This window comes from Aeromonas sp. QDB54, assembly GCF_027707385.1.
Taxonomy (GTDB): Bacteria; Pseudomonadota; Gammaproteobacteria; order Enterobacterales; family Aeromonadaceae; genus Aeromonas; species Aeromonas hydrophila.
The window spans coordinates 29,017-51,617 of the sequence record NZ_JAPCIT010000022.1 but is presented as its reverse complement, the minus strand read 5'-3'; the positions used below and the strand labels follow the sequence as shown (position 1 = coordinate 51,617).

The window sequence follows — 22,601 nt, the reverse complement described above, 5'->3', positions numbered from 1 at the left end:
CATGATCACACTTTTTTGACGTCTCCCCGTTTTGGTGCGTCATTTCTTACCTCGGTATAGGCAGGGCATTGCTGGTAAAACTCGACACGCTGGTGGCGCGCTACGACGAACTCAATCGTCTCAAGACGCAACGGGCGCTAGGTCTCATGAGTCGCTACGGGCAGCAGGTTTTTCAGCTGCTACCCGTCATGCTGCACTTCAATCACCCCCTGTTGCCCGGTTATGTGGCGGGGGATGTGCCGCACGGCATCTGGAGTTTTACCGCCAACGAAGCCCAGCAGGCCTTCATCGAGGACCTGTGCCAGAACGCCAACTGCCTGAACGGCCTCACCACCCATGACAAGTCGATCCAAGGGCTCTACTCCATGGGCAGCACCTCGTCCATCGGTCAGTGCTGCCACTCGGATCTCGACATCTGGGTCTGCCACGTGGCCGGTTTGTCGCAGGAGCGGCTCGAGCTGCTGGATCTCAAGTGCCAGCAACTCTCCAAGTGGGCCGAGCAACGCGGGGTCGATCTCAACTTCTTCCTGATCCCCGAGGACAAGTTCCGCCAGCGCAACGATGCCCAGATGCAGGGTGAGAGCTGCGGCAGCGCCCAGCACCTGCTGCTGCTCGACGAGTTCTACCGCAGCGCCATGCTGATCGCCGGCAAGCGGCTGCTCTGGTATCTGGTGCCCAGCGAGTATGACGACCACTACGACGACTATGTCAACGGCCTGTTCGCCCACGGCAAGCTGAGCCAGGATGACTGGCTCGATCTCGGTGGCTTCAACCGCATTCCGGCCGAGGAGTACTTCGGCTCCGCTCTCTGGCAGCTCTACAAGGGCATCGACTCCCCCTACAAGGCGGTGCTCAAGTCGGTGTTGATGGAGGCCTACTCCCACGAGTATCCCAACACCCGTCTGTTGTCGGTGACCAGCCGCGACTGGTTCCAGCACAACGAGGGGATGCACTACCGGCTCGACAACTACTGCCTGATGCTGGACAAGGTGACCAACTACCTCAAGTCCATCGGCGACATGCAGCGGCTCGATCTGGTGCGCCGCTGCTTCTATCTGAAGGTGTGTGACGGTCTCAGCCATCCGAAGGAGGAGCACTCCCCGGCCTGGCGCCGCGAGCAGATGACCCAGCTGGTGGCCTACTGGGGCTGGAGTCAGGAGCGGTTGCACCATCTGGATCACCGCCAGGAGTGGAAGGTCGAGGACGTCAAGGTGGCTCACGCCGAGTTGCTGGAAGCCCTGATGCAGAGCTACCGCAACCTGATCCAGTTTGCCCGGCGCAACAACATCAGCGAGTCCATCAACCCGGAAGACATCGGCATCCTGTCGCGCAAGCTCTATGCCGCGTTCGAGAGCCTGCCGGGCAAGGTGCAGCGCATCAACCTCAAGATTGCGCCGGACTTGAGCGAGCCGGATCTCAGCTTCGTGCAGGTGCCGCACGGCCGCTTGAACCGCGCCGGCTGGTATCTCTACAAACATTCGCTGGAGCCGGCAGACATCATCGGCCGGGCGCCGCTCGAATATAACGGCTACATCAGCAAGCTGGTGTCGTGGGCCTACTTCAACGGTCTGTTGACGCCCCAGTCCCGGGTGCACCTGTTCAACCAGGGCTCGGATCTGCACATCGACAACCTGCACCAGTTCTGTCGCGATCTGTCCGGCACTTTCCCGGTCAAGTATCCTCGCGCCACCAACCTGGCCCTCAGCCGGCCGTGCGAAATTCGCCAGCTCTCCATTTTCCTCAACCTGGAGACGGACCCGACCAGCCACTGGGTGGGCCAGGTGATTGAATTCGACGCCAATGCCGCCGACGTCTTCTCGTTCGGCCGCAACCAGGAGTGCCTGGTGGGCTCGGTGGACCTGGTCTATCGCAACTCCTGGAGCGAGATCCGTACCCTGCACTTCCAGGGGGACGAGGCGGTGGTGGATGCCCTCACCACCATCCTCGGCAAGATGCACCAGGATGCCGCCGCCCCCGAGATGATCGAGGTGTTCTGCTACAGCCAGCACTTCCGCTCCCTGGTGCGCACCCGCTTCCAGCAGCTGGTGGCCGAGTGCATCGAGCTGCGTCTGGCCCGCGACAAGCAGCAGCTGGTCAAGACGCTGGCGCTCGGCAAGGAGAAGTACGGCATCTTCTTCGAGCGGCGCGGGGTGTCGGTCAAGAAGCTGGAGAACGCGGTCGACTTCTATCGCCACATCTCCCACAACAAGCTGGATCACCTGCCGCTGCGGCTCGACAAGACCCACAGCCAGCATCTGCCCGGCATTGTCGACGCCTACGCAAGCGAGGGGCTGGTGCAGTTCTTCTTCGATACCCGGGATGCGGGCACCAACATCTATATCCTGGACGAGGCGAACCGGGTGGAGATCTACCAGCACTTCGCCGGCAACAAGGATGAGCTGGTGCAGGGGGTGAACCGCTTCTATACCTCCAGCCACGAGCGCTTCAGCGACGCTGGCCAGTTCAGCAACTTCAACCTGCCCCAGTACTACGAGATAGTGCAGATCAATGGCGAGCTGGAAGTGATCCCCTACCGCAGCCAGGGTCAGCTGCGCGATGGTGGTCAGGGGCGCGAGCTCGGCTCCGCCGCAGGCGCGGGGTAGGGCAGGGGCCGGTCCGGCGTGCGCGCAAGCGCCCCGGTCTCGGCCCCCTGCTGCACAGGATCATCGCTCATATCGAATGAAAACGGCCTGCATCTGCAGGCCGTTTGGCTATCCGCGGTTGGCTCAGCCCGCGAGGCGGGCCTGCAGCCACTGGCGGATGTCGTCGAGCTGCGGGCGGCAGATCTCGTGGCGCATCGGGTACTCGTGCCACGCGGGGGAGAGCCCCGCCGCCTCCAGCCGGTTCTTGGCGTCCCAGCCCATGGAGAGGTTCACCACGTCGTCATAGATGCCGTGCATGTAGCAGATGGGCAGGCTGCGGGCAGCCTCGCTCATCTCGCCGAGCAGGGCGTCGGGGGCCGCCAGGTAGGTGGACATGCAGAGCAGACCCGCCAGTTGCTGCGGCAGGCGCAGGGCGGCGAAGGAGGCAATCACGCCCCCCTGGGAGAAGCCGGCCAGCACGATGCGCTCGGGGGCGAAGCCCTCCGCCACCAGCTGCTCGATCAGCGCGGCGATGCGGGCCGCGGACTCCCTGACGTGGGACTCCACGGCGCGATCCGCCGGGTTGTCGAAGCTCTTGATGTCGTACCAGCCGCGCATCTTGTAGCCCATGTTGATGGTGATGGCGCGCTCCGGCGCATCGGGCAGCAGATGACGCACCGGCAGGTCGGCGGGCAACGCCAGCGCATCCACCAGCGGGGCGAGACCGGCGCCGGAATCCCCCAGCCCGTGCAGCCAGATCACCGCGTGACGGGCGCCTTCAGGATGCAGATCGATCATGGCGGGCTGCGTCATCATGGGAACTGGACGGGTTCGCCCGCCTGGGTGGTGCAGGCCTTGCTCAGCAGCGTCTTGAGCTCATGGCCGAAGCGGTTGTCGATCCAGCTTTCCCCTTGCAGCTCGAAGTGGAAGCCGTTCTCGCGGGTGGCGACCCAGATCTGGTGCAGGGGTTCCTGCTTGTTGATGATGACCTTGGTCTTGTTCTCGAACGACAGGGTCAAGACCCCGCCGGCACGCTCACAGTCAATATCCGGATATCCTGCGTCGACGGTGTCCTCCACATATTGGAAAAAGGCGTCGGTCAGGGCGTGATACTCGTGATCCTTCATCGGTTTATCCTGTTGCTTTTAACAATGTGAGTGCGATTATAGAGGGCCAAAAATTTTTTCGCAGCGAACCATTATGATTACCCAGCTTACCAAGTGTCTGCTTGCCACTCTTCTGTCTCTTGGTTTGGCCGCGTGTGGCCTGACGGGACCGCTCTACATGCCGCCCCCCGAGCAGCCCCAGACCCAGAGTACACCGCAAGCACAGACGCCTGCGACCGCCGAGGCTGCCCCAGAGGCCGCGCCGCAATAATTTAGGAAGGAACCGCCCCCTTGGATCACTTTAACTACGACGCCGACGGCCAGCTTCAGGCCGAACACACCTCGCTGCAACAACTTGCCGAGCAGTACGGCACCCCGCTGTACGTCTACTCCCGCGCCACCCTTGAACGCCACTGGCACGCCTTCGACAAGGCGGCGGGCGACATCCCCCATCTCATCTGTTATGCGGTCAAGGCCAACTCCAACCTGGCGCTGCTCAACCTGCTGGCGCGCCTTGGCTCAGGCTTTGACATCGTCTCCGGCGGCGAGCTGTCGCGGGTGCTGGCGGCGGGCGGCGATCCGGCCAAGGTGGTCTTCTCCGGGGTGGCCAAGAGCGAAGCCGAGATGCGCCTCGCGCTGGATAAAGAGATCCTCTGTTTCAACCTGGAGTCGGAAGCCGAGCTGGAGCGTCTGAACCGGGTGGCGGGCGGCATGGGCAAGAAGGCCCGGGTGTCGGTGCGGGTCAACCCCGACATCGACGCCGGTACCCACCCCTATATCTCCACCGGCCTCAAGCAGAACAAGTTCGGCATTCCCATCGAGCAGGCATCCGCCATCTATCGCAAGGCGGCAGCCATGGCCAACATCGAGATCGTCGGGGTGGATTGCCATATCGGCTCCCAGCTCACCGAACTCAATCCGTTCATGGAGGCGGCCGACAAGCTGCTGCGGCTGATCGACGGCCTGGCGGCGGAAGGCATCCACATTCACCACCTGGACGTGGGCGGGGGCCTGGGGGTCAATTACGGCGCCGAGCAGCCACCCCACCCGAGTGAATATGCCGAGGCGCTCAAGCAGAAGCTGGCGGGCCGGGATCTGACCCTGTTGTTCGAACCGGGTCGTGCCATCGTCGCCAATGCCGGCGTGCTGCTGACCCGGGTGGAGTACCTCAAGCCGGGCGAGACCCGCAACTTCGCGCTGATCGACGCCGGTATGAACGATCTGCTGCGTCCCTCGCTCTACGGCGCCTGGATGAACATCATCGAGGTGGACAGCCGCACCGCCCACGAGCCGGCGCTGTACGACGTGGTCGGCCCGGTCTGCGAGACCGGCGACTTCCTCGGCAAGGAGCGCACTCTGGCAATCGCCGAGGGCTCCCTGCTGGCGGTGCGTTCCGCCGGTGCCTATGGCTTTACCATGTCCTCCAACTACAACACCCGTCCCCGCGCCGCCGAAGTGCTGGTGGACGGAGCGCAGTCGTTCCTCATCAGAGAGCGCGAGCAGTTGGCCGATCTCTGGCGCGGTGAGCATTTACTGCCCTGATTGTTAATGGATTTCTCTAAGCGTTCCTCCAGGTGAGAGCGTGAACAAGGGTACAGGAACGCACGATGTTGATAGATTTTTCCAAGATGCACGGGCTGGGGAACGACTTCATGGTGGTGGATGGCGTCACCCAGAAGGTGTTTTTCAGCAATGAGGTCATCAAGAAGCTGGCGGATCGCCACTTCGGCATCGGCTTCGACCAGCTGCTGCTGGTGGAGCCGCCCTATGATCCCGAGCTCGACTTCCACTACCGCATCTTCAATGCCGATGGCAGCGAGGTGGAGCAGTGCGGCAACGGTGCCCGCTGTTTCGCCCGCTTCGTGCGTCTCAAGGGGCTGATCAACCGGGATCGCATCGCGGTGAGCACGGCGCGCGGCCGCATCGTGCTGCAGCTGGAAGGGGAGAACCAGGTCACGGTCAACATGGGGGTGCCCCAGTTCGAGCCGGGCAAGATCCCGTTCCGGGCCCAGAAGGCGGAAAAAACCTACCTGCTGCGGGCCCAGGAGCATACTGTGATGTGCGGGGCCGTCTCCATGGGCAATCCTCACTGCGTCATCGAGGTGCCCTCGGTGGCCGATGCACCGGTGGCGACCCTGGGTCCCATCATGGAGCGACACGAGCGCTTTCCCGAGCGGGTCAACGTCGGCTTCATGGAGATGGTCAACGCCAGCGAGATCAAGCTGCGGGTGTTCGAACGCGGGGTGGGCGAGACCCTGGCCTGCGGCACCGGCGCCTGCGCCGCCGTGGTGGTGGGCATCAGCCAGGGCAAGCTCAAGGAGCGGGTCACCGTCACCCTGCCGGGAGGCAAGCTGACCATCGCCTGGAAGGGGCCGGGTCAGCCGGTCTACATGACCGGGCCGGCCGAGCACGTATTTGACGGTCAGATAGAGTTATAGGCACGGGCGGGGAGGCCCCCGCTCTGCCAAGCGCTAATGTCGGGGCCTTGTGCCCCTTTTTCGGATGGACCAACCAAGTTATGAGCGAACTCAAACGGCAGGAACCACTGGTGGATGAAGCCACAGTGCTGGAGTACCTGGCCCGTTATCCCGAGTTTTTCCAGCGCCACGCGGCCATGCTGGACCGGATCCGCATTCCTCACGAACGCAAGGGCACCGTCTCGCTGGTGGAGCGCCAGCTGGACAGACAGCGCGAGCGCATCGAGCAGCTGGAGCAGGAGATCACCGAGCTGATGGGGATCGCCAGCGAGAACGAGCGGATCTTCCGGGTCTATGCCGATCTCTACGGCGAGCTGTACGGCTGTCAGAGCCTGTTCGAGGTGAGCGCCGTGATGGGCAAGGCGTTCGTGCAGCGGTTGCGGCTGACCGGCCTGCGGCTTTGGCTCAGCCCGAAAAAATTCCAGTTGAGCGGCCCCGAGCAGAAGTTCATGGCGGAGGGCCGACAGCTCGAGCAGCTGCTGGGCCAGCGCCTGCCGGGCCAGGATTACTACTTCGGCCGGCTCAACCAGAGCGAGAAGCAGGCGCTGTTCGGTCACGACGTGCTGGTCAACTCGGTGGCGCTGATGCGGCTCGGCGATCTCGGCGTGCTGGCCTTCGCCAGCTCGGATCCGAGCCACTTCACCCCCCACAACGACACCCTGCTGCTGGGCCAGCTCGGCCGCCTGCTGCAGCTGCGTCTACCCGAGCTGGCGCGTGGCTAAGACGCCGGCCAGATCCCCCGCCAAGGCGCCGCCAGCCGCCGAGCCCCTGCCGGCCGCGCTGGCCAACGAGCTGGCGGCCTTCATCGAATACCTGCGGGTCGAGCGCCAGCTCAGCCCGCACACCCGCAGCAACTACCAGGCCCATCTGGAAGCCATGACCGCCGAGCTGGTGAAGCTCGGGGTCGACGACTGGGCCAGGCTCGAGGCGAGTCAGGTGCGCAGTCTGGTGACCCGGATGCACAAGGCGGGGCTGGCGCCCCGTTCGCTGGCCACCAAGGTCTCCGCCCTGCGCAGCTTCTGCGACTGGCAGGTGCGTCAGGGCCGACTGGTGGCCAATCCGGCGCGCGGCATCGTCACCCCCAAGCAGGGGCGGCCGCTGCCCAAGAACCTGGATGTGGACGAGATGTACCAGCTGCTCAACATCACCGACGAGCAGGATCCGCTGGCGGTGCGGGATCGCGCCATCATGGAGCTGATGTACTCCTCCGGCCTGCGCCTCGCCGAGCTGGTGGGGCTCAATCTGGCGGACGTGAAGCTCGACGAGCGCCAGCTCAGGGTGACCGGCAAGGGCTCGCGGGAGCGGGTGCTGCCGGTGGGGCGGATGGCGGTGGAGTGGCTGCACAAATGGCTCAAGCTGCGCCCCCTGCTGGCCGGTGACGAGCTGGAGGCGCTGTTCGTCTCCAAGCGCAAGCAGCGGCTGTCGGCCCGCTCGGTGCAGGAGCGGCTCGACGGCTGGGGCAACAAGCAGGCGCTCAACGCCCACGTCCATCCCCACAAGCTGCGCCACAGCTTTGCCACCCACATGCTGGAGTCTTCCGGCGATCTGCGGGCGGTGCAGGAGCTGCTGGGTCACGCCGATCTCTCTACCACCCAGATCTACACCCACCTCGACTTCCAGCATCTGGCCAAGGTGTATGACAGCGCCCATCCAAGGGCGAAGCGGGATCCCGCCACTCCGGACGACGAATGAGGAGGGCCGGGCCCGCCCGGCCTCGACAAGAGGAGATACCATGCAGTTCTATCGCCGCTGGCAGCCGGTGGCCGCCATCTCGTTTGACCTCGACGATACCCTCTATGACAACGGCCCGGCCATCGAACGGGCCGAGCAGTGGATGCTGAGCCACCTGCGCAGCGAGTACCTGGCCACCGCCATGCTGGACAAGCCGCGCTGGCAGGCGCTCAAGCACAACCTGCTGCTGGCACAGCCGGCACTGCGCCACGACGTCAGTCTGGCGCGCCGGCATGGCATTCAGGCCGCGCTGATGGCGGGGGGGATGGCGCAAGGGTTGGCGGAGCGTGAGGCAGCGTCGGTGTTCGCCGGCTTTCTGGCCGAGCGCTCGAAGATCGAGGTGAGCGACCAGACCCACGCCCTGCTGGCCCGGCTGGCCGAGCACTACCCGCTGGTGGTCATCACCAACGGCAATCTGGATCTGACCCGAGCTGGTCTCGCGGATTACTTCACCCTGGTCTGCAAGGCTGGCCTCGGCAGCAGGATGAAGCCGGCGCCGGACATGTTCGTTGAGGCGCAGAGGGCCCTCAAGCTGGCGCCCGGCCAGATCCTGCACGTGGGTGATCATCCACAGACCGACGTGCTGGGAGCCCGGCTGCACGGCTTCAAGGCCGCCTGGCTCAACGAGCACGGTCAGCCCTGGCGACAGTTGCAACTGCTGCCGGACGTGGAGCTGACGGCGCTGGGCGAGCTGGCCGAACTGCTGCTCTAATCAGACCTCCATACCCACCCCATACCCGCCGGTTCGCAGCCGACATGCATCCCCTGTCGGCCGATCATGCACCGCAGGCAGCAGCCATTGTTGGGTCGTGTCGGAGTTGTCACTCGTTGCGGCAGATAAATCCGCGCAGATCGTAAGGCTCGGGCTGGTTGACCCGGCAGTAGCTGATGCCGGCGGGCAGCGCCTGCTGCAGGGTGATGGCGGTCTCCCGATAGTGGCAGACCAGGTAGAAGGGGCGGGGGTTGCGGCGATCCAGACTCCAGTAGTGCAGCGCGTCGCTGTCGCCGTTGTCCGGCTTGAGCTGGGCTCGCTCATCGGGGTCGCCGTCGAACAGGGCCAGGTTGTCCAGCCGGTGGCTGAGGGGCTGGTGTTGTTCCCCTTGATCGTTGCGGGTGACGGCCTGCCACCCCGGGCTGGCCCCCAGCAGCTGCTGGCGGGTTTCAATGGTCGCGGGGCAGTCAAATTGCAGGGTGGCGCTCAGGGCCAGTGCGGTCAACAGCATGAAGTACATCTCTGGTAGAAAGCCTGAGCCGCCATGCTACGTCATCGACCGCCAAACAGCGCCATCAGTTTGTCCAGCAGATCCCGTGGCGTGGTGATCTGCTTCATGGCTTCCGCCTCCCGCGCCAGCAGCTCCTGCTGCTCCTGCTGACGGGCGCTCAGCACCTTGTAGAGCGGCTCGAGCAGGGAGCTACGTTGGGCCACCAGCTCCTGGAACATGGCCTGATTGATGCGATAGGTTTCGACGGTCCCCAGGGCCCGCACAGTGAACGGGCTGGGCTCACCGGTGAGCAGGCTCAGCTCGCCGAAGAAGTCGCCGGCATTGAGGGTGCCGAGCGGCAGCTCGCGCCCTTCCACCTCCACCAGCATCTGGGCATCCCCCTTCACCAGCACGAACAGCCAGCCGGAGACCTCCCCCTGGCTCAGCATCCGATCGCCGTTGACGAAGGGAGCGAACTTGACCTGATCCGCCAGCCGCAGCAGCTCCTCCTCCTGCAGCATGGCGAACAGCGGCAGGCGGCGCAGGGTGTCGGTGCGCTCGGCGGTATGCCGCTTGTGGCGCTGATCCTTGTGATCCTGATCCGTGGTCATGAAGACGTTGAAGATGGGCGGGGTGAGGCGCCGGTCGTTGCGGCGCAGGGCGGCATCGATCAGGGTGCGTACCGCTGAGTCGGTGGGATCGTCCACCGCCAGATCGGTGAGCCAGTAGCGCACCGCGTAGCGGGCGATGCCGTTTTCCACGTTCATCAGCAGGCAGTCCGGCTGCGGGCTGGCGGAGACGTGGCGGATGCGGGTCTCCCGCAGGGACTGTTCCACCAGGGCGATGATCTGGGTTGGCAGGGTATCCAGGGTGATGTCGAACCAGACCCAGCGGCGCCACTGCAGGGGGGCGTTCTGCCGCCGTCCGAGCACGGTGAAGCGCTGCTTGAGCAGGTGGCTGTTGGGGATCACCACCGTCTCCCAGTTGCGGGTCTCGATGGTGGTGGCGCGCCAGTTGATCTCCACCACCCGGCCCTGGGTGGTCTCCACCTGCAGCCAGTCACCGATGGCGATGGAGTTGTCGAGCTGGATCGAGACGCCGGCCAGCAGATTGCCCAGGGTGTCCTGCATGGAGAAGGCGATGACGGCGGTAATGACGGCGGAGGTGGTGACGATCTCGCCGAGGGCCATGCCGGAGGCGTAGAGGCGGAACAGACACCAGCCGATGTAGCCGACCGTGATGACGATGTCGGCGATGATGCGCGGGATGCGGATCTGGCACAGGGGCAGCAGAAACTGGAACAGCAGGATCCCCCAGATCTTCACCAGCACCAGTCCAGCAAGCAGGCTGGAGATCTCCACCAGCCAGTGGTGGGGCAGCGGCAGACGAAACCAGCCCCCCTCGAACTGGATCAGCAGGATCACCACCAGGCTTATCATCACGAAGCCGAGCTCGCTCACCAGCTCCCGCCGACGGCCGGGGCTGCGCAAGAAATGGGTGAAGAGCAAGAACAGGGTCAACAGGGTCCAGAACGGGTGTTCGCCAATCCACAGCAGGGTAGGTAGCGCAACGAGGTTATCGCTAAACATAGCAGCCCCTTATCATTGGTTATTTCCAGCATAGTTGGTTTCAACCCGCTAAATGGGTGCGGGGCGGGGGCAATTTATTTATGCTGGGCGCCGGTCTGACGAGGGAGTGGTACGAGTGCGCACGCTGAACAAGATGGTCTGGATTGCCGGGGCCTGGTTGCTGACGGGCTGTGATCAGCTGGCCGATAAGTATCGGGTCGAGTTTCGCGATGGCTCTTGGCGCGAGATCGCCATCACCCCCTTCGCCGACGAGGCGCGCTGGCGCGAGGGCTGTGCCACCGGCGAGGTGCTGAGCGACATGATGCTGCCGCTCAAGCGCGGCAAGACGGTCAACGGCCGCGAGCAGCTGTTGATCGGCGGCGAGCTGTTCGAGCTGGACGACAACGCCCTCTATCGCAGCAACGGCATGGTGTTTGGCCACACGCCGGATCACATCCAGCGCGGGCTGAAGGGGCTGGAGGTGTGCCGAACCCTGCGCCCGGATCGCGGTGCACTGCCCAAGCTCAAGGCGCGCGGGTTCGGCGACTAGCCGGCTGTCAGACGCCGGCCAGACGGGCCCGGCAGGCGTCGCCAAAGGCCTCGAAAATCTTGATGGAGTGAGGGTTCTCGCTCGCCTTCCACTCCGGGTGCCACTGCACCGCCAGCAGGAAGGGGGAGAGTGCGGGGGCGTGGATCGCCTCGATCAGCCCGTCTTCGGCATGGGCCAGCGGCTCCAGCCCCTTGGCCAGCGTCTTGATCCCCTGGCCGTGCAGCGAGTTGACCGGGATCGACGGTTGTCCCATCAGCTCCGCCAGCCAGCTGCCCGGCACCAGTTCGACCTGATGGCTCTCGCCATACTGATCGTCCACCGGATCGTCAGCATCCTCCCGATGATCGTCATAACCCGGCTCGCTGTAGACCTTCTGGTGGATGTCTCCCCCCAGCGCCACGTTGATCTCCTGCATGCCGCGGCAGATCCCGAGGATCGGCAGGCCGCGATCGAGGGCGGCCCGCACCAGCGGGATGTCGAACAGATCCCGGTCCCTGTCTTGCTGCTTCTCCGGGGTGAGGTTCTCCTGGCCGTAGAGGGCGGGATCTATGTTGGAGCCGGCGCCGCTCAGATAGACGCCATCCGCCAGATCCAGATATTGCGCCAGATCCTCGGTGCCACAACAGGTGGGCACCAGCAGCGGCACGCAACCGCTGATCTCCACCAGCGGCTTGATGTATTTGTGGGTCATCACCTGATAGGCGTGGCCATTGCGGGGCTGGGCGCCCGTGGTCATCAGTACGACGGGTTTACGCGGGGTGTGGGGGCTGCGAGTCATGATTCACCTTGGCTGTCCTTAGCGGTCCTGCGCCTTGGGCAGGCCCTTGCCGTCGTCAGCCGGGCAAGGGCATGCCTCAAGGCATGGTCGTGGGATCGGAGGTGCGTTGCACAGCCAGAATCGTCGGTCAGCCTGGGCAACGACAGCCTGGATCCTGATCCCAGTCTGCCAAGGCCGTTCAATATGTCAAACGAAATGATGCCTGGATGTTAAATATATTCTGCGCTCGACTGGCTTGAGTCCCATTTAAAGGGGCCTGTAGCGAGGGAGGGGAGAGGGAAGGGCGTTGTCGTGGTGGATATATTAAACATGTGGCGCTGGCGGCCGGATAGTAGAAGGGGCCCGCAGGCCCCTTGTCGCGTCAGGCGTTCAGGATGAAACGCTCGATCACCTGGGCGACCCCGTCTTCATCGTTGCGCCCTGTGGTGTGCTGGGCCAGCGCCTTGATATCGTCGGTGGCATTGCCCATAGCCACCCCCAGCCCGGCGTACTCGATCATGTGGTGATCGTTGCCCGCATCCCCCACCGCGATGACTTGGGAGGCATCCAGCCCCAGGTGCTCGGCCAGGGCGGCGACGCCGGTCCCCTTGTTGCTCTGCTTGTTCATGAACTCGAGGAAGTAGGGGGCGCTGCGCACCACGGTATAGCGCTGGTAGAGCTCGGCCGGCAGCTTGGCGATGGCGGGGGAGAGCAGCGGCTCGGGATCGATCATCATCACCTTGAGGATCTGCTCGTCGGCGGGCAGGGTGGCGAAGTCCAGCAGCTTGATGGGCATGTCGATGAGGCGGGATTCGTGCTCGGTGTAGGGGCTGACCCTGGGGCTGATGAGCCCCCGGCTCACCGAGAAGCCGTGCACGTTGACGCCCAGCTCGTCGGCCAGGGCGGCGATGGCGCTGGCATCGCTGCCGGTGAGCAGCTGGCTGCGGATGATGCGCTGATCGGCAACCTGCTGCACCAGGGCACCGTTGTAGCAGATGACGTAGTCATCCTGACCGGTGAGGCCGAGTTCCACCAGATAGCGGCTCATCCCCTCCAGCGGCCGGCCCGAGGCCAGCACGACGGTGACGCCCCTGGCGCGGGCGGCGGCGATGGCCGCGTGGGTGCGGGGGGAAATCTGACCCTGGGAGTTCAACAGGGTGCCATCCATATCCAATGCGATCAGCTTGTACATCTCTCACTATCCTGCGGTCTGGCTGGCCCGCCCGATGGGGCCAATGGGAGGCCGAGTGTAGCGAAATTCGCCGCCCGGATCACGACTGACGGGTCACTCTTGCGTCACTTGTGGAGTTCGTAGGGGGTCAGCTGCAGCTGATCTTCACGGATGGCGAAGTGGATGGGGCCGTGCTCGATGTCGACCCGGTAGTGGTGGTGGGCCATCTCCACCTCGACCCCGGGGAAGGCGTGCTGGGTGGCGATGATGTCCATCTCCGCCATCAGCTTCTGCAGCTCCTCCTGGGCCGCTTCCAGCTGTTCATCCAGCAGCTTGCTCTCCTCGAGACGCTGGGTCCGGATCAGCTTGATCTTCTGCAGGGTCTGGGGATTGCGCTTGTCGCTCGGCAGTTGCAGCAGCTTGAGCAGCAGCTCCTGTAGCTTGTCCAGCTGCTCCCGGCACTCCTGCTTGCGCTGGCGCAGCGCCTGCTCCTGCTCCTTGTGGGTGAAGTAGCCGCCGAGGATCTGCAGCCGGGTCTGGTTGTGGGCCGAGGCCCCCAGGATCGGCGCCATGATGAGGCGGTTGGCGATGCTGATGCCCCCCAGCAGGTGGCCCTTGCGCATGCCGCTGTCACCCACCTTGAGATCCTGGCCGCTGCGGCTGTAGCAGTGGCTGAGCTGGGTCAGGATGTGGATGTCACCGCCGGCCTCCAGCTTGGCGTACTGGGCATAGCTGGCGTGGATCTCGCCTTGGGCGTTGAGGTGGCAGAGGAACTCGTCACTCTGTTCGCTCTTGCGCCCTATGATGCCGTTGCGCACCGTGATGGTGCCGCTCGATTCGATGTAGCCCCCCTCGACGAAGCCGCCGATCACCACGTCGCCGCTGGTCTTTATCTTCATGCCCGGGGTGACGTCGCCCGCCACGATCAGCGCCCCTTCGAAGATGACGTGGCCGTGGCGGATATCCACCTGCTTGACGCTCAGCACGTCGTCCACCTTCATGCCGTTTTTCTCCTGGCGCGGCAGGCCGGGGCGGCTGGCCAGCAGCAGATCGGGGTCATCCGGCGAGAGGAAGGTCCCCTCGCCGGCCACCATGGGACTGTCTTTGCCATGTTTGGCGGGCAGCTCCTGGCCGGTGACGGTGAAACCGGGCACCCCCTGGGTCGCGGGGTGGCGGCGCATCAGCTGGGCGCCGGCCTTGACGGTGAGGATGGTGCCGAGGTCGCGCATGTCGACCCGGCCGTGATCCAGCTCCTGAGGCTTGAGGATCCGTTCGGCCGGGGTCTCCACCAGTCGCTCGAAACGGGTGTCCTGGCCGTTGACGGCGGCCTTGCCCTGCGCCACCGGCAGCCTGAGCAGGGTGCCCGGCGTCGCCTCCTTGGCGGCCAGCACGGCGGCGGCGATGAGTGGCGCCTGCACCCCCTGACTGATCTCGCTGCTCTGGATCGCCTGCTCCAGCTGTTCGCTGGTGAGGTATTTGCCGCCCCAGTCGGCGGTGATCTGGGCGGTGGCGCTCATCCGGTCCTTCTCCACCACCAGCAGGACGCTGGCATCGTGGCGCTGGGCGATGGGCACCGGGTTGCCGGGCAGGGGGGCGGTCGGGTTGCTCAGCAGGGTGTTGAGCAGGCTGATGGCCTGCTTGATCCCCTCCGTCAACGGTTGATAGCGGCGGCAGTTGGAGGCCAGCAGCAGCGTCTGGATATCGCTCTCCGAGATGGGGTTGGTCAGCCCGGGCACGATGCGCAGGCAGGCGTATTCCATATCGGCTGACAACAGTAACCACTCTTTGCTTAACACCCGGATCCCTTCCTTCGTCCGCATCCCAATTGGAACGGCTGCTTGTTTTCAGTTAATCGGCATTTTGTTAAAAATGCGAATCATCAACATGGTGCTGGTCTGCAGTATCCAGACATTTCTCCTTTTTGGTCAATGAGCTAAGCACAAATGGGTGAACTGGGACGAGGAAATGAAAAGTAACAGGGAGTATGCTGACGGCACCATGAGCCCGTCTGCCAGCCGCTAGCGGCTGCCGTCCGGCGGGTGAAGGGAGTGCCCCCGGGCGGATCCGCCACCGTGAGAGGAGTGTCGACCTTGCGTCATTGTCTGCTGCCCCTGGCCCTGACGGGCCTGCTTAGCGCCTGCCAGCCACAGGCATCCACCACGGCCCTCGGCACCCTGGAACGAGACCGGGTGCTGCTGACCGCCACCGCCGGCGAGATCATCCGCGCCCTGCCGGTGGCGGAGGGCAGCCGGGTGGAGGAGGGGACCCTGCTGGCCCGGCTCGATGACCGGCGTCAGCAGGCGGTGCTGGCCCGTGCCAGGGCCCAACAGGCACAGGCGCGGGCCGCCCTCGCCCGGCTGACCAATGGCGAGCGGCCGGAAGACATCGCCGCCGCCCGCGCCAGCCTCGACAAGGCGCAGGCCAACGTCAGGGAGAGCGAGCGCAACTTTGAGCGGATCGACCGGCTGGTACGCCGCAAGCTGGTGAGCCCGGCGGATCTCGACAAGGCCCGCGCCCAGCGCGACAGCGCCCTGGCCGAGCAGGACGGCGCCCGCCAGCAGCTCGACAAGCTGGCACGCGGGGTGCGGCGCGAAGATATCGACGAAGCGCAGGCCGCCCTGCTGGCCGCCACTGCCGAGGTGGCGCTGGCGGAGCGGGAGCTGGCGGATCTCTCCATCGTCGCCACCCGCAGCGGCCGGCTCGACAGCCTGCCCTATCACCTCGGCGAGCGCGTCGCGGTCGGCGCCGTGCTGGCTGCGATCCAGGCAGACGAGGCGCCTTACGCCCGGGTCTATGTGCCCGAGCCCTCCCTCGCCGGTTACCGGGTCAGCCAGCCGGTGCGGGTGCAGGTGGACGGGGTGGCGGAGCCCTTCACCGGCCGGCTGCGCTGGATCTCGAAAGAGCCCGCCTTTACCCCTTACTACGCCCTCAACGAGCAGGACAGGGCCCGGCTGGTCTATCTGGCCGAGATCGATCTGCCGGCGGGGGCGCAGGATCTGCCGAGTGGCCTGCCGCTGCAGGCCGAACCCGCCGCGCAAGGAGAGGGCCATGAGTGAGCTGGCGATCCGGGCGCTGGGGGTGAGCCGCCGTTTCGGTGATTTTCTGGCGGTGGACGGGCTGGATCTCTGCGTGCCCAAGGGGCAGATCCACGGTTTCCTCGGCCCCAACGGCTGCGGCAAATCCACCACCCTGCGCATGTTGACCGGCCTGCTCACCCCCTCGGCAGGAGAGGTGGAGGTGCTTGGTCTGCACATCCCGCGCGAGGCCGAGACCCTGCGCCGGCGGATCGGTTACATGACCCAGAAGTTCTCCCTCTATGACGAGCTGACGGCCTGGGAGAACCTGGAATTCATGGGCCGGATCCACGGCATGGGCGGCGCCGTGCTGGCTGCCCGCCTGCACGAGCTGCTGGCCACCTATGAGCTGGCGCCGCTGGCCCGGCAGCGGGCTGGCGCCATGAGCGGCGGCCAGAAGCAGCGGCTGGCGCTGGCGGCGGCGGTGATCCACCGGCCGGCGCTGCTGCTGCTGGACGAACCCACCTCGGCGGTGGATCCGCAGAACCGGCGCGATTTCTGGGAGAAGCTGTTCGATCTGAGCGAAGGGGGTACCACCATACTGGTGACCACCCACTACATGGACGAGGCGGAGCGCTGCCATCAGCTCGCCATCATGGAGGCGGGCCGGGTGCGCGCCCAGGGGGCGCCGCAGGCGCTGATGGATGCCATGAGCACCCGGGTGGTGGAGGTGCTGGCCGCCGATCTGCGGCTGCTCAAGCAGCAGCTGGTACAGCTGGCGCCGGTGCGCTCCGCCGCCCAGCTCGGCCAGCGCTTGCGGGTGCTGGTGGACAAGGAGCTGGCAGAACCGGTGGCCTGGCTGCAGCAGGCCTGCCCGGCGCTGGCCGGGGCCAGCCTGGCGCTGGTCAGACCCAGTCTGGAAGATGTGTTCGTCAGCTGCACCGGCCAGGAGCCGAGGGCATGAACAGTCTGCGACGACTCTGGGCTATTACCCAGAAAGAACTCAGGCAACTGGCCAGAGACAGGTTCACGACCTTGGGTATGGTGGTGATGAGCCCAGTGGAGGTGAATCGATGAACAGTCTGCGACGGCTCTGGGCCATCACTCAGAAAGAACTCAGGCAACTGGCCAGAGACCGGTTGACCTTCGGCATGGTGGTGATGATCCCGTTGATCCAGCTGCTGCTGTTTGGCTACGCCATCAACACCGACGTGCGCCAGATCCCGGTGGGACTGGTGGAGATGAGCCAGAGCGCGCCGGGCCGGCTGCTGGTGGAAGCGGTGAAGGCGAGCCAGGTGGTGCAGATCAAGCAGCAATACGTCGGAGTGCAGCAGGCCGAGGCGGCGCTGACCCGGGGCGAGGTGCGCGCCGTGCTGGTGCTGCCCGCCGATCTGAGCCGCCGGCTCAGCGCCGGCGAGACGGCGGGGCAGTGGCTGGTGGATGGCTCGGACACCATGATCGCCGGAGCCCTGCTCGGCCTTCGCAACATGCCGCTCTCCGATCTGAAACCCGACCTCAAGACGGCCCCCCCCACCTTCGAGACCGTGCTCTACTTCAACCCGGCGCGCCGTTCGGCGGTCAACATAGTGCCCGGCCTGCTCGGGGTGATCCTCACCATGACCATGATCATGTTCACCTCTGCGGCCATCGTGCGCGAACGGGAGCGCGGCAATCTGGAGCTGCTCATCACCACCCCGGTCGGCTCGATGGAGCTGATGCTGGGCAAGATCCTGCCCTATATCGGGGTGGGGCTGATCCAGGTGGCCATCATCCTCGGACTCGGCCACTTCATCTTCGATGTGCCAATCAACGGGGCTCTGAGCCAGGTGCTGCTGGCGACCTTGCTGTTCATTGCCGCCAGCCTGACCCTGGGGCTGCTCATCTCCACCCTGGCGCAGACCCAGCTGCAGGCGATGCAGATGACGGTGTTCATCCTGCTGCCCTCCATCCTGCTGTCGGGCTTCATGTTCCCCTACGAGGGGATGCCGCTGCCGGCCCAGTGGATTGCCGAGGTGTTGCCGGCCACTCACTTCATGCGGCTGATCCGGGGCATAGTGCTGCGCGGTGGCGAGCTCGCCGAGCTGCTGCCTGACGTGCTCTGGCTGGCGGGGTTCACCCTGCTGGTGCTGACCCTGGCTGCCCATCGCTTCAAGAAGAGCCTGGATTGATGCCCCGCGAGGGGTGAGAACCTGGCTGCTTGCTGCTTGCTGCTTGCTGCTTGCTGCTTGCTGCTGGCCTGTCAGCGGCTGGCGGTACGGGCCAGGGTGCGGTAGTCGCCTAGCACCGGCAGCCCCTGCAGTTGGCGGCGCAGCATGTCGAGGGCGGCGAAGGCGAGGATCCGGCGGCCGCTGTCGGGATCCGGGTGGCTGACCTTGAGGGTCTGGCCGTGCAGTTGCCCATCGACGCAGAGCAGCAGCGGCACGCCGTCCGGGCCTGCGCTGCCTATGGTCAGGCTGAGGGGGGCTGCGGGCGCCGCCAGCTGCGCCAGCTCGCTGGTCAGGGCGTGGCTGAAGCTGGCCGTCAGGGCCGGATGCGGGTGGCACATGGCCAGCAGGGCGCCCCGGCTCTCTCCCTCCTGCAGCGTCAGCGGTTTACCCCCCAACAGATCCAGGATCTGCCGCGCCGGCTCCTCATCGCCCCGCCCTACCAGCCAGGGCTCGATGGCGGCGAGCAGCCGCGCCTCGGCGGTGTCCATGTCCGCCGTGCTGGCGCCGTGGCCGATAAGCTTCAGCTCGATAAGCGGCATGGAGGAGCGGTAGCCGAGCTCGATGCCGGCGGGCCAGGGCGCGGCATCCAGCATGTCGCTGAGGGCCGACTCCGAGACGCCGAAGGTATAAAAGCGGCGCAGTTCGGTGTCGGTCTGCGCGCCGGCCAGCGCCTTGAGGCGCGGCATGATCTGCTCGCGCACCATCTGCTTGAATTCGAACGGCACGCCCGGGGTGAAGAAGAGCCGGCTTGGACCCTGATGGCCTGTGTGGGTGACCACAAAGCCGCAGGCGGTGCCCACCGGGTTGTCGAGGATCTCGCACCCCTGTGGCAGCCAGGCCTGCTTGGCGTTGCTGGCGGGCATGGGCCTGCCGCGGCTGGCGTAGCGCGCTTCGATGGTGGCGAGCCAGTCCGGGAACAGGGTGAGCGGCTGGTCGAAGGCCTCGGCCGCCGCCTGGGCGGTGAGATCGTCGGCGGTGGGGCCGAGCCCACCGCACACCAGCACCACCTCGGCACGGCTGGCGCTCTCTGCCAGCACGGTTTTCAAGTCCTTGAGGTTGTCCCCCACGGTGACGCGGCGGCGCACCTGCCAGCCCTGCTCCAGCAGCAGGGCGCTGAGCCAGGCAGCGTTGGTGTCCACCACCAGACCCGTCACTATCTCGTCTCCGGTGCTGATGATTTCGATGCGCATGGCGGGCTCCTCGGGGCTGACGGCTGGGCTTGGGGGGCCACCTGGGTGGCCGGGTCGATCAGGGCTTGGTGTGTTCGAAGTAGTAGCTGATGCGGGTGCGCGGGTTGAGGTACTCAAACACCGCCGGCGGCAGCCGTTTGGGATGGATCACCTTGGCGATGGAGAGCTCGGCCTGCTGCAGGTCGATAATGGCGGCCTCCTGGCGCGGGATGCGTGGATCGTACACCAGTACCGAGGGGTAGAGCAGGCGGGAGGCGTTGACCGACATCACCAGCCCCACCTGGCCGTTGGAGAGCTGCACCACGCTGCCGGGCGGGTAGATCCCCATCAGCCGGATCAGCATGCTGAGGTACTCAGGATTGAACTGGGCCTTGCGCTGCTTGTAGAGGCCGCTCAGGGCCGAGTAGGGCACCTTGGCCTGCATGTGGCAGAGGTTATCGTACTCGTTGATCAGCGACACGATCTGGGTGAGCGGATCGAGCTGCCCCTTCTTGAGCCCCTCCGGCCCGCTGCCGTCCAGGTATTCGTGGTGGTGCAGCACTATGCCCTTCGCCTCGGCCGGGAAATCCTTGGCCAGATTGAGCAGATCCAGCCCGTAGCGCGGGTGCTGGGCCATCAGGTTCTGCTCCGGCTTGGTGAGCGGCTCGGTCTTGCGCAGGATCTGGCTCGGGATCTTCAGCTTGCCGATGTCGTGGAACAGGGCCCCCATGCCGACCTGGCGGATCTCGTCGGCCGACATGTTGCACTCCTTGGCCAGCAGCATGCTGAGCACACTGACGTTGAGGGAGTGGAAGTAGAGGTTGTTGCCATCCTCGCTGTCGGAGACCAGGTGCAGCACCATCTCGTCCACCGACAGCAGCTGCTCGGTCATGGCGTTGATCAGCTCCTGCGCCTCGCCGATGGCGTTGAGGGGGCGGGACTGGATCTTGCTCATCACGTTGCGTACCTGGGCCAGCGACTGCTGGAACTGCTTCTCGCACTGCTGCAGATCGCGGCGATACTGTTGCAGCTGCTCGATGCGGCGCTCCTTCTCCAGCTGCATTTCGGCCTGACGCTGGGAGGTATCCGGCGCCTCCACCGGTTGGGCCTGGATCTGGTTCAGCGGCTTGGGCGGCGCGTCGCTCTTGTCGGGGATGATGGTGACGAGCTTGAGACCGAGCCGGCGAATGAGCTCGATCTCCTCTTCATTCTTGAGTTTGAAGCTGGAAAACAGGAAGGGGTGTTCGCGCCAGCCAAGTGGCAGAGAAACGTAATTGCCGACTTGCAGCCGGTCTACTGAAATCTTGATACCTGTCATTGTCTTGGATGCGAGAGACACACTGAGCCGTATGCTAGTCAAAGGTGGGGGTGAATACAAAAGGTATCTGATGACAGGGTGGGTGCTTTATTATAGGCTTCTGGATGTCCAGACATATTTACCGATGCAGTACAGGGAGTAAGCATGCCGATCAAGATCCCGGATCAGTTACCCGCCGCCGAAGTGCTGGGGCAGGAGAACATCTTCGTGATGACGGAATCCAGGGCCGTCACCCAGAACATCCGCCCGCTGCGGGTGTTGATCCTCAACCTGATGCCCAAGAAGATTGAAACCGAGATCCAGCTGATGCGGATGCTCTCCAACTCGCCGTTGCAGGTGGACGTGGATCTGCTGCGCATCGACGATCGGGAGTCGAAGAACACGCCCCAGGCGCACCTGGAGAACTTCTATCACGACTTCGAACAGGTGCGTGGCAACAACTACGACGGCATGATCATCACGGGGGCGCCGCTCGGGCTGGTGGAGTTCGAGGAGGTGGTCTACTGGCCGCGCATCGTCGAGATCATCGAGTGGTCCCATCAGCACGTGACCTCCACCCTGTTCCTCTGCTGGGCGGTGCAGGCGGCACTGAAAGCCCTGTACGGCATGGAGAAGCAGACCCACGGCGAGAAGCTGTCCGGGGTCTATCGCCACCACCGGCTCGACGAGCACGAACCGCTGCTGCGTGGCTTCGACGACGAGTTCGTGGCGCCTCACTCCCGCTATGCGGCGTTCGACGGGGATCTCATCCGCGCCCACACCGATCTGCAGATCTTTGCCGAATCGGCAGAGGCCGGCGTCTATCTGGCGGCCACCAAGGATTGTCGTCAGGTGTTTGTCACCGGTCACCCGGAATACGATGCGCTGACCCTGGATGGCGAATACCAGCGGGATCTGGCGGCCGGGCTTACGCCCGTCATTCCGGTCAACTACTACCCGGACAACGACCCGACCCGGACCCCGCGCGCCAGCTGGCGCAGCCACGGTCACCTGCTGTTTTCCAACTGGCTCAACTACTACGTCTATCAGCTCACCAGCTATCGCGTCGAGGATATCGGCAAGGTGTTTACCTATCAGCAGAACTCGCCGTCGAGGTAGGGACTGGCTCAGTCACCCTCGGCCAGCCGCGCCGCCAGCCCGTCGAGCCACTGGCGGTGGCAGGCCAGGGTGAAGGCTTTGGGGCGATGGGCCCGGATGGCGGCCATCGCCTCCTGCTGGGGCTGGCCCAGACTCATCAGCAGGGCCGCCGCCACCAGCCCGGTGCGGCCGCTGCCGCCCTTGCAGTGGATGACCAGGTGCTTGCCGTCCCGCAGCAGTCCGATCAGGGCTGGCAGAGCCTGCCGCCAGGCGGCCTCGAAGGCAGCATCGGGAGCCTGATCGTCCTCGATGGGCAGCTGGAACCAGCGCATGCCGGCGGCCTCGATCTGCTGGCCAAGCCTGCCCAGCTCGAGCCGGGCCAGTTCGGCGTCGGTCATCAGGGTCAGCACGCCGTGCGCCCCGGCCAGCTTGAGCTGGCCCAGCGCCAGCGGCAGCGTCACCTGCTGGGTGCCGGGGCAGGGGGTCAGCAGCAGCTGGCCATCGACGCGGGGGACTTCCTGGCTCCAGAAGGGGTGAGACGGGTGCATAAAGATCCTTATGACGCCAGCAACGGCGAGGCAAGCCGGGCCTGACCCGGTTTTTGAGTGCGCCAAAGCATAGGGGGCGCGGCCCCGATGTCAATCTGCGTTGTGTTCGGCCCGGTTTACGGGC

Annotated in this window: 22 protein-coding genes; 12 read left to right on the top strand and 10 right to left on the bottom strand. The window is 65.1% G+C overall.

The window, feature by feature from the left end; all coding sequences use genetic code 11:
- Positions 1-68 precede the first annotated feature (68 nt).
- A complete protein-coding gene (locus PG881_RS19155) occupies positions 69-2,603 on the top strand; it encodes a class I adenylate cyclase (protein WP_043125655.1) in 2,535 nt (844 codons plus the stop codon).
- Between the two features lie 123 nt (positions 2,604-2,726).
- On the opposite strand, the gene PG881_RS19150 is transcribed toward PG881_RS19155, so the two are convergent.
- Together PG881_RS19150 and cyaY are read right to left on the bottom strand one after the other, a co-directional pair.
- Entirely contained in the window at positions 2,727-3,380 is a 654-nt protein-coding gene (locus tag PG881_RS19150; RefSeq protein WP_253627524.1) for an alpha/beta hydrolase, read from the bottom strand.
- A gap of 14 nt (positions 3,381-3,394) precedes the next feature.
- Positions 3,395-3,709 (bottom strand): iron donor protein CyaY, encoded by a 315-nt coding sequence (cyaY, locus tag PG881_RS19145; RefSeq protein ID WP_011704445.1) that lies wholly within the window; start codon positions 3,707-3,709, stop codon positions 3,395-3,397.
- A 73-nt stretch (positions 3,710-3,782) separates the two neighbouring features.
- Between cyaY and lptM the strand changes: the two genes are divergently transcribed.
- The 6 genes from lptM to PG881_RS19115 all read left to right on the top strand — a co-directional run bounded on the left by lptM (position 3,783) and on the right by PG881_RS19115 (position 8,608).
- Positions 3,783-3,959 (top strand): LPS translocon maturation chaperone LptM, encoded by a 177-nt coding sequence (gene lptM / locus PG881_RS19140; protein WP_017408874.1) that lies wholly within the window; start codon positions 3,783-3,785, stop codon positions 3,957-3,959.
- Positions 3,960-3,979: 20 nt separating this feature from the next.
- Positions 3,980-5,230 (top strand): diaminopimelate decarboxylase, encoded by a 1,251-nt coding sequence (gene lysA, locus PG881_RS19135; RefSeq protein WP_270802124.1) that lies wholly within the window; start codon positions 3,980-3,982, stop codon positions 5,228-5,230.
- 65 nt (positions 5,231-5,295) lie between these two features.
- Positions 5,296-6,126, top strand: coding sequence for a diaminopimelate epimerase (dapF, locus tag PG881_RS19130; protein WP_011704447.1), 831 nt, complete (start codon positions 5,296-5,298; stop codon positions 6,124-6,126).
- A gap of 80 nt (positions 6,127-6,206) precedes the next feature.
- A complete protein-coding gene (locus tag PG881_RS19125) occupies positions 6,207-6,887 on the top strand; it encodes a DUF484 family protein (RefSeq protein ID WP_016349251.1) in 681 nt (226 codons plus the stop codon).
- The gene (gene xerC, locus PG881_RS19120) at positions 6,880-7,857 is read left to right on the top strand and encodes a tyrosine recombinase XerC (RefSeq protein ID WP_270802121.1); all 978 of its coding nucleotides are present in this window, start codon (positions 6,880-6,882) and stop codon (positions 7,855-7,857) included. The genes PG881_RS19125 and xerC overlap by 8 nt, the downstream gene beginning before the upstream one ends.
- Positions 7,858-7,897: 40 nt before the next feature.
- Positions 7,898-8,608 (top strand): HAD-IA family hydrolase, encoded by a 711-nt coding sequence (locus tag PG881_RS19115; protein ID WP_270802119.1) that lies wholly within the window; start codon positions 7,898-7,900, stop codon positions 8,606-8,608.
- Between the two features lie 109 nt (positions 8,609-8,717).
- On the opposite strand, the gene PG881_RS19110 is transcribed toward PG881_RS19115, so the two are convergent.
- Together PG881_RS19110 and PG881_RS19105 are read right to left on the bottom strand one after the other, a co-directional pair.
- On the bottom strand, positions 8,718-9,119 hold the full coding sequence (locus PG881_RS19110; protein ID WP_270802117.1) for an STY0301 family protein: 402 nt from the start codon (positions 9,117-9,119) through the stop codon (positions 8,718-8,720).
- Positions 9,120-9,160: 41 nt separating this feature from the next.
- Positions 9,161-10,687: a mechanosensitive ion channel family protein gene (locus tag PG881_RS19105; protein ID WP_270802115.1), complete on the bottom strand. Its 1,527-nt coding sequence runs from the start codon at positions 10,685-10,687 to the stop codon at positions 9,161-9,163.
- Positions 10,688-10,820: 133 nt separating this feature from the next.
- On the opposite strand from PG881_RS19105, the gene PG881_RS19100 reads away from it, so the two are divergent.
- Positions 10,821-11,216, top strand: a complete 396-nt coding sequence (locus PG881_RS19100; protein WP_161785140.1) for a hypothetical protein — start codon at positions 10,821-10,823, stop codon at positions 11,214-11,216.
- Positions 11,217-11,223: 7 nt separating this feature from the next.
- On the opposite strand, the gene PG881_RS19095 is transcribed toward PG881_RS19100, so the two are convergent.
- From PG881_RS19095 to PG881_RS19085, 3 genes are all read right to left on the bottom strand, one after another.
- Entirely contained in the window at positions 11,224-11,994 is a 771-nt protein-coding gene (locus tag PG881_RS19095; protein WP_043167235.1) for a gamma-glutamyl-gamma-aminobutyrate hydrolase family protein, read from the bottom strand.
- A 361-nt stretch (positions 11,995-12,355) separates the two neighbouring features.
- Positions 12,356-13,165, bottom strand: coding sequence for a sugar-phosphatase (gene yidA / locus PG881_RS19090; protein WP_085734306.1), 810 nt, complete (start codon positions 13,163-13,165; stop codon positions 12,356-12,358).
- A gap of 104 nt (positions 13,166-13,269) precedes the next feature.
- Positions 13,270-14,940 carry a DUF342 domain-containing protein gene (locus PG881_RS19085; RefSeq protein ID WP_333563426.1) on the bottom strand — a complete coding sequence of 557 codons (1,671 nt, stop codon included), beginning with the start codon at positions 14,938-14,940 and terminating at the stop codon, positions 13,270-13,272.
- 285 nt (positions 14,941-15,225) lie between these two features.
- Here PG881_RS19085 and PG881_RS19080 point away from each other — a divergent pair, with 285 nt between their 5' ends.
- The 3 genes from PG881_RS19080 (at position 15,226) to PG881_RS19070 (ending at position 18,326) form a co-directional block, all read left to right on the top strand.
- Positions 15,226-16,200: an HlyD family secretion protein gene (locus PG881_RS19080; RefSeq protein ID WP_270802158.1), complete on the top strand. Its 975-nt coding sequence runs from the start codon at positions 15,226-15,228 to the stop codon at positions 16,198-16,200.
- Positions 16,193-17,122, top strand: coding sequence for an ABC transporter ATP-binding protein (locus PG881_RS19075; RefSeq protein WP_041217707.1), 930 nt, complete (start codon positions 16,193-16,195; stop codon positions 17,120-17,122). Before PG881_RS19080 ends, PG881_RS19075 begins: the two co-directional genes overlap by 8 nt.
- A gap of 109 nt (positions 17,123-17,231) precedes the next feature.
- Positions 17,232-18,326 (top strand): ABC transporter permease, encoded by a 1,095-nt coding sequence (locus PG881_RS19070; RefSeq protein WP_270802108.1) that lies wholly within the window; start codon positions 17,232-17,234, stop codon positions 18,324-18,326.
- Positions 18,327-18,397: 71 nt separating this feature from the next.
- Here PG881_RS19070 and PG881_RS19065 read toward each other — a convergent pair whose 3' ends face one another.
- Both PG881_RS19065 and PG881_RS19060 read right to left on the bottom strand, forming a co-directional pair.
- The gene (locus PG881_RS19065) at positions 18,398-19,555 is read right to left on the bottom strand and encodes a competence/damage-inducible protein A (protein WP_270802106.1); all 1,158 of its coding nucleotides are present in this window, start codon (positions 19,553-19,555) and stop codon (positions 18,398-18,400) included.
- Positions 19,556-19,613: 58 nt separating this feature from the next.
- A complete protein-coding gene (locus PG881_RS19060) occupies positions 19,614-20,852 on the bottom strand; it encodes an HD-GYP domain-containing protein (RefSeq protein WP_016349264.1) in 1,239 nt (412 codons plus the stop codon).
- Between the two features lie 144 nt (positions 20,853-20,996).
- Between PG881_RS19060 and metA the strand changes: the two genes are divergently transcribed.
- Positions 20,997-21,950, top strand: coding sequence for a homoserine O-acetyltransferase MetA (gene metA, locus PG881_RS19055; RefSeq protein ID WP_270802102.1), 954 nt, complete (start codon positions 20,997-20,999; stop codon positions 21,948-21,950).
- Between the two features lie 8 nt (positions 21,951-21,958).
- On the opposite strand, the gene PG881_RS19050 is transcribed toward metA, so the two are convergent.
- Positions 21,959-22,477, bottom strand: coding sequence for a cyclin-dependent kinase inhibitor 3 family protein (locus PG881_RS19050; protein WP_270802100.1), 519 nt, complete (start codon positions 22,475-22,477; stop codon positions 21,959-21,961).
- Positions 22,478-22,601: the final 124 nt, after the last annotated feature.

Bases quoted from the DNA above. Each gene is read 5' to 3' on its own strand.
- PG881_RS19150 (WP_253627524.1), bottom strand. From the start codon at position 3,380: ATGATCGATCTGCATCCTGAAGGCGCCCGTCACGCGGTGATCTGGCTG.
- cyaY (WP_011704445.1), bottom strand. From the start codon at position 3,709: ATGAAGGATCACGAGTATCACGCCCTGACCGACGCCTTTTTCCAATAT.
- lptM (WP_017408874.1), top strand. From the start codon at position 3,783: ATGATTACCCAGCTTACCAAGTGTCTGCTTGCCACTCTTCTGTCTCTT.
- dapF (WP_011704447.1), top strand. From the start codon at position 5,296: ATGTTGATAGATTTTTCCAAGATGCACGGGCTGGGGAACGACTTCATG.
- PG881_RS19125 (WP_016349251.1), top strand. From the start codon at position 6,207: ATGAGCGAACTCAAACGGCAGGAACCACTGGTGGATGAAGCCACAGTG.
- PG881_RS19115 (WP_270802119.1), top strand. From the start codon at position 7,898: ATGCAGTTCTATCGCCGCTGGCAGCCGGTGGCCGCCATCTCGTTTGAC.
- PG881_RS19110 (WP_270802117.1), bottom strand. From the start codon at position 9,119: ATGCTGTTGACCGCACTGGCCCTGAGCGCCACCCTGCAATTTGACTGC.
- PG881_RS19105 (WP_270802115.1), bottom strand. From the start codon at position 10,687: ATGTTTAGCGATAACCTCGTTGCGCTACCTACCCTGCTGTGGATTGGC.
- PG881_RS19100 (WP_161785140.1), top strand. From the start codon at position 10,821: ATGGTCTGGATTGCCGGGGCCTGGTTGCTGACGGGCTGTGATCAGCTG.
- PG881_RS19095 (WP_043167235.1), bottom strand. From the start codon at position 11,994: ATGACTCGCAGCCCCCACACCCCGCGTAAACCCGTCGTACTGATGACC.
- yidA (WP_085734306.1), bottom strand. From the start codon at position 13,165: ATGTACAAGCTGATCGCATTGGATATGGATGGCACCCTGTTGAACTCC.
- PG881_RS19075 (WP_041217707.1), top strand. From the start codon at position 16,193: ATGAGTGAGCTGGCGATCCGGGCGCTGGGGGTGAGCCGCCGTTTCGGT.
- PG881_RS19070 (WP_270802108.1), top strand. From the start codon at position 17,232: ATGAACAGTCTGCGACGGCTCTGGGCCATCACTCAGAAAGAACTCAGG.
- PG881_RS19065 (WP_270802106.1), bottom strand. From the start codon at position 19,555: ATGCGCATCGAAATCATCAGCACCGGAGACGAGATAGTGACGGGTCTG.
- PG881_RS19060 (WP_016349264.1), bottom strand. From the start codon at position 20,852: ATGACAGGTATCAAGATTTCAGTAGACCGGCTGCAAGTCGGCAATTAC.
- metA (WP_270802102.1), top strand. From the start codon at position 20,997: ATGCCGATCAAGATCCCGGATCAGTTACCCGCCGCCGAAGTGCTGGGG.
- PG881_RS19050 (WP_270802100.1), bottom strand. From the start codon at position 22,477: ATGCACCCGTCTCACCCCTTCTGGAGCCAGGAAGTCCCCCGCGTCGAT.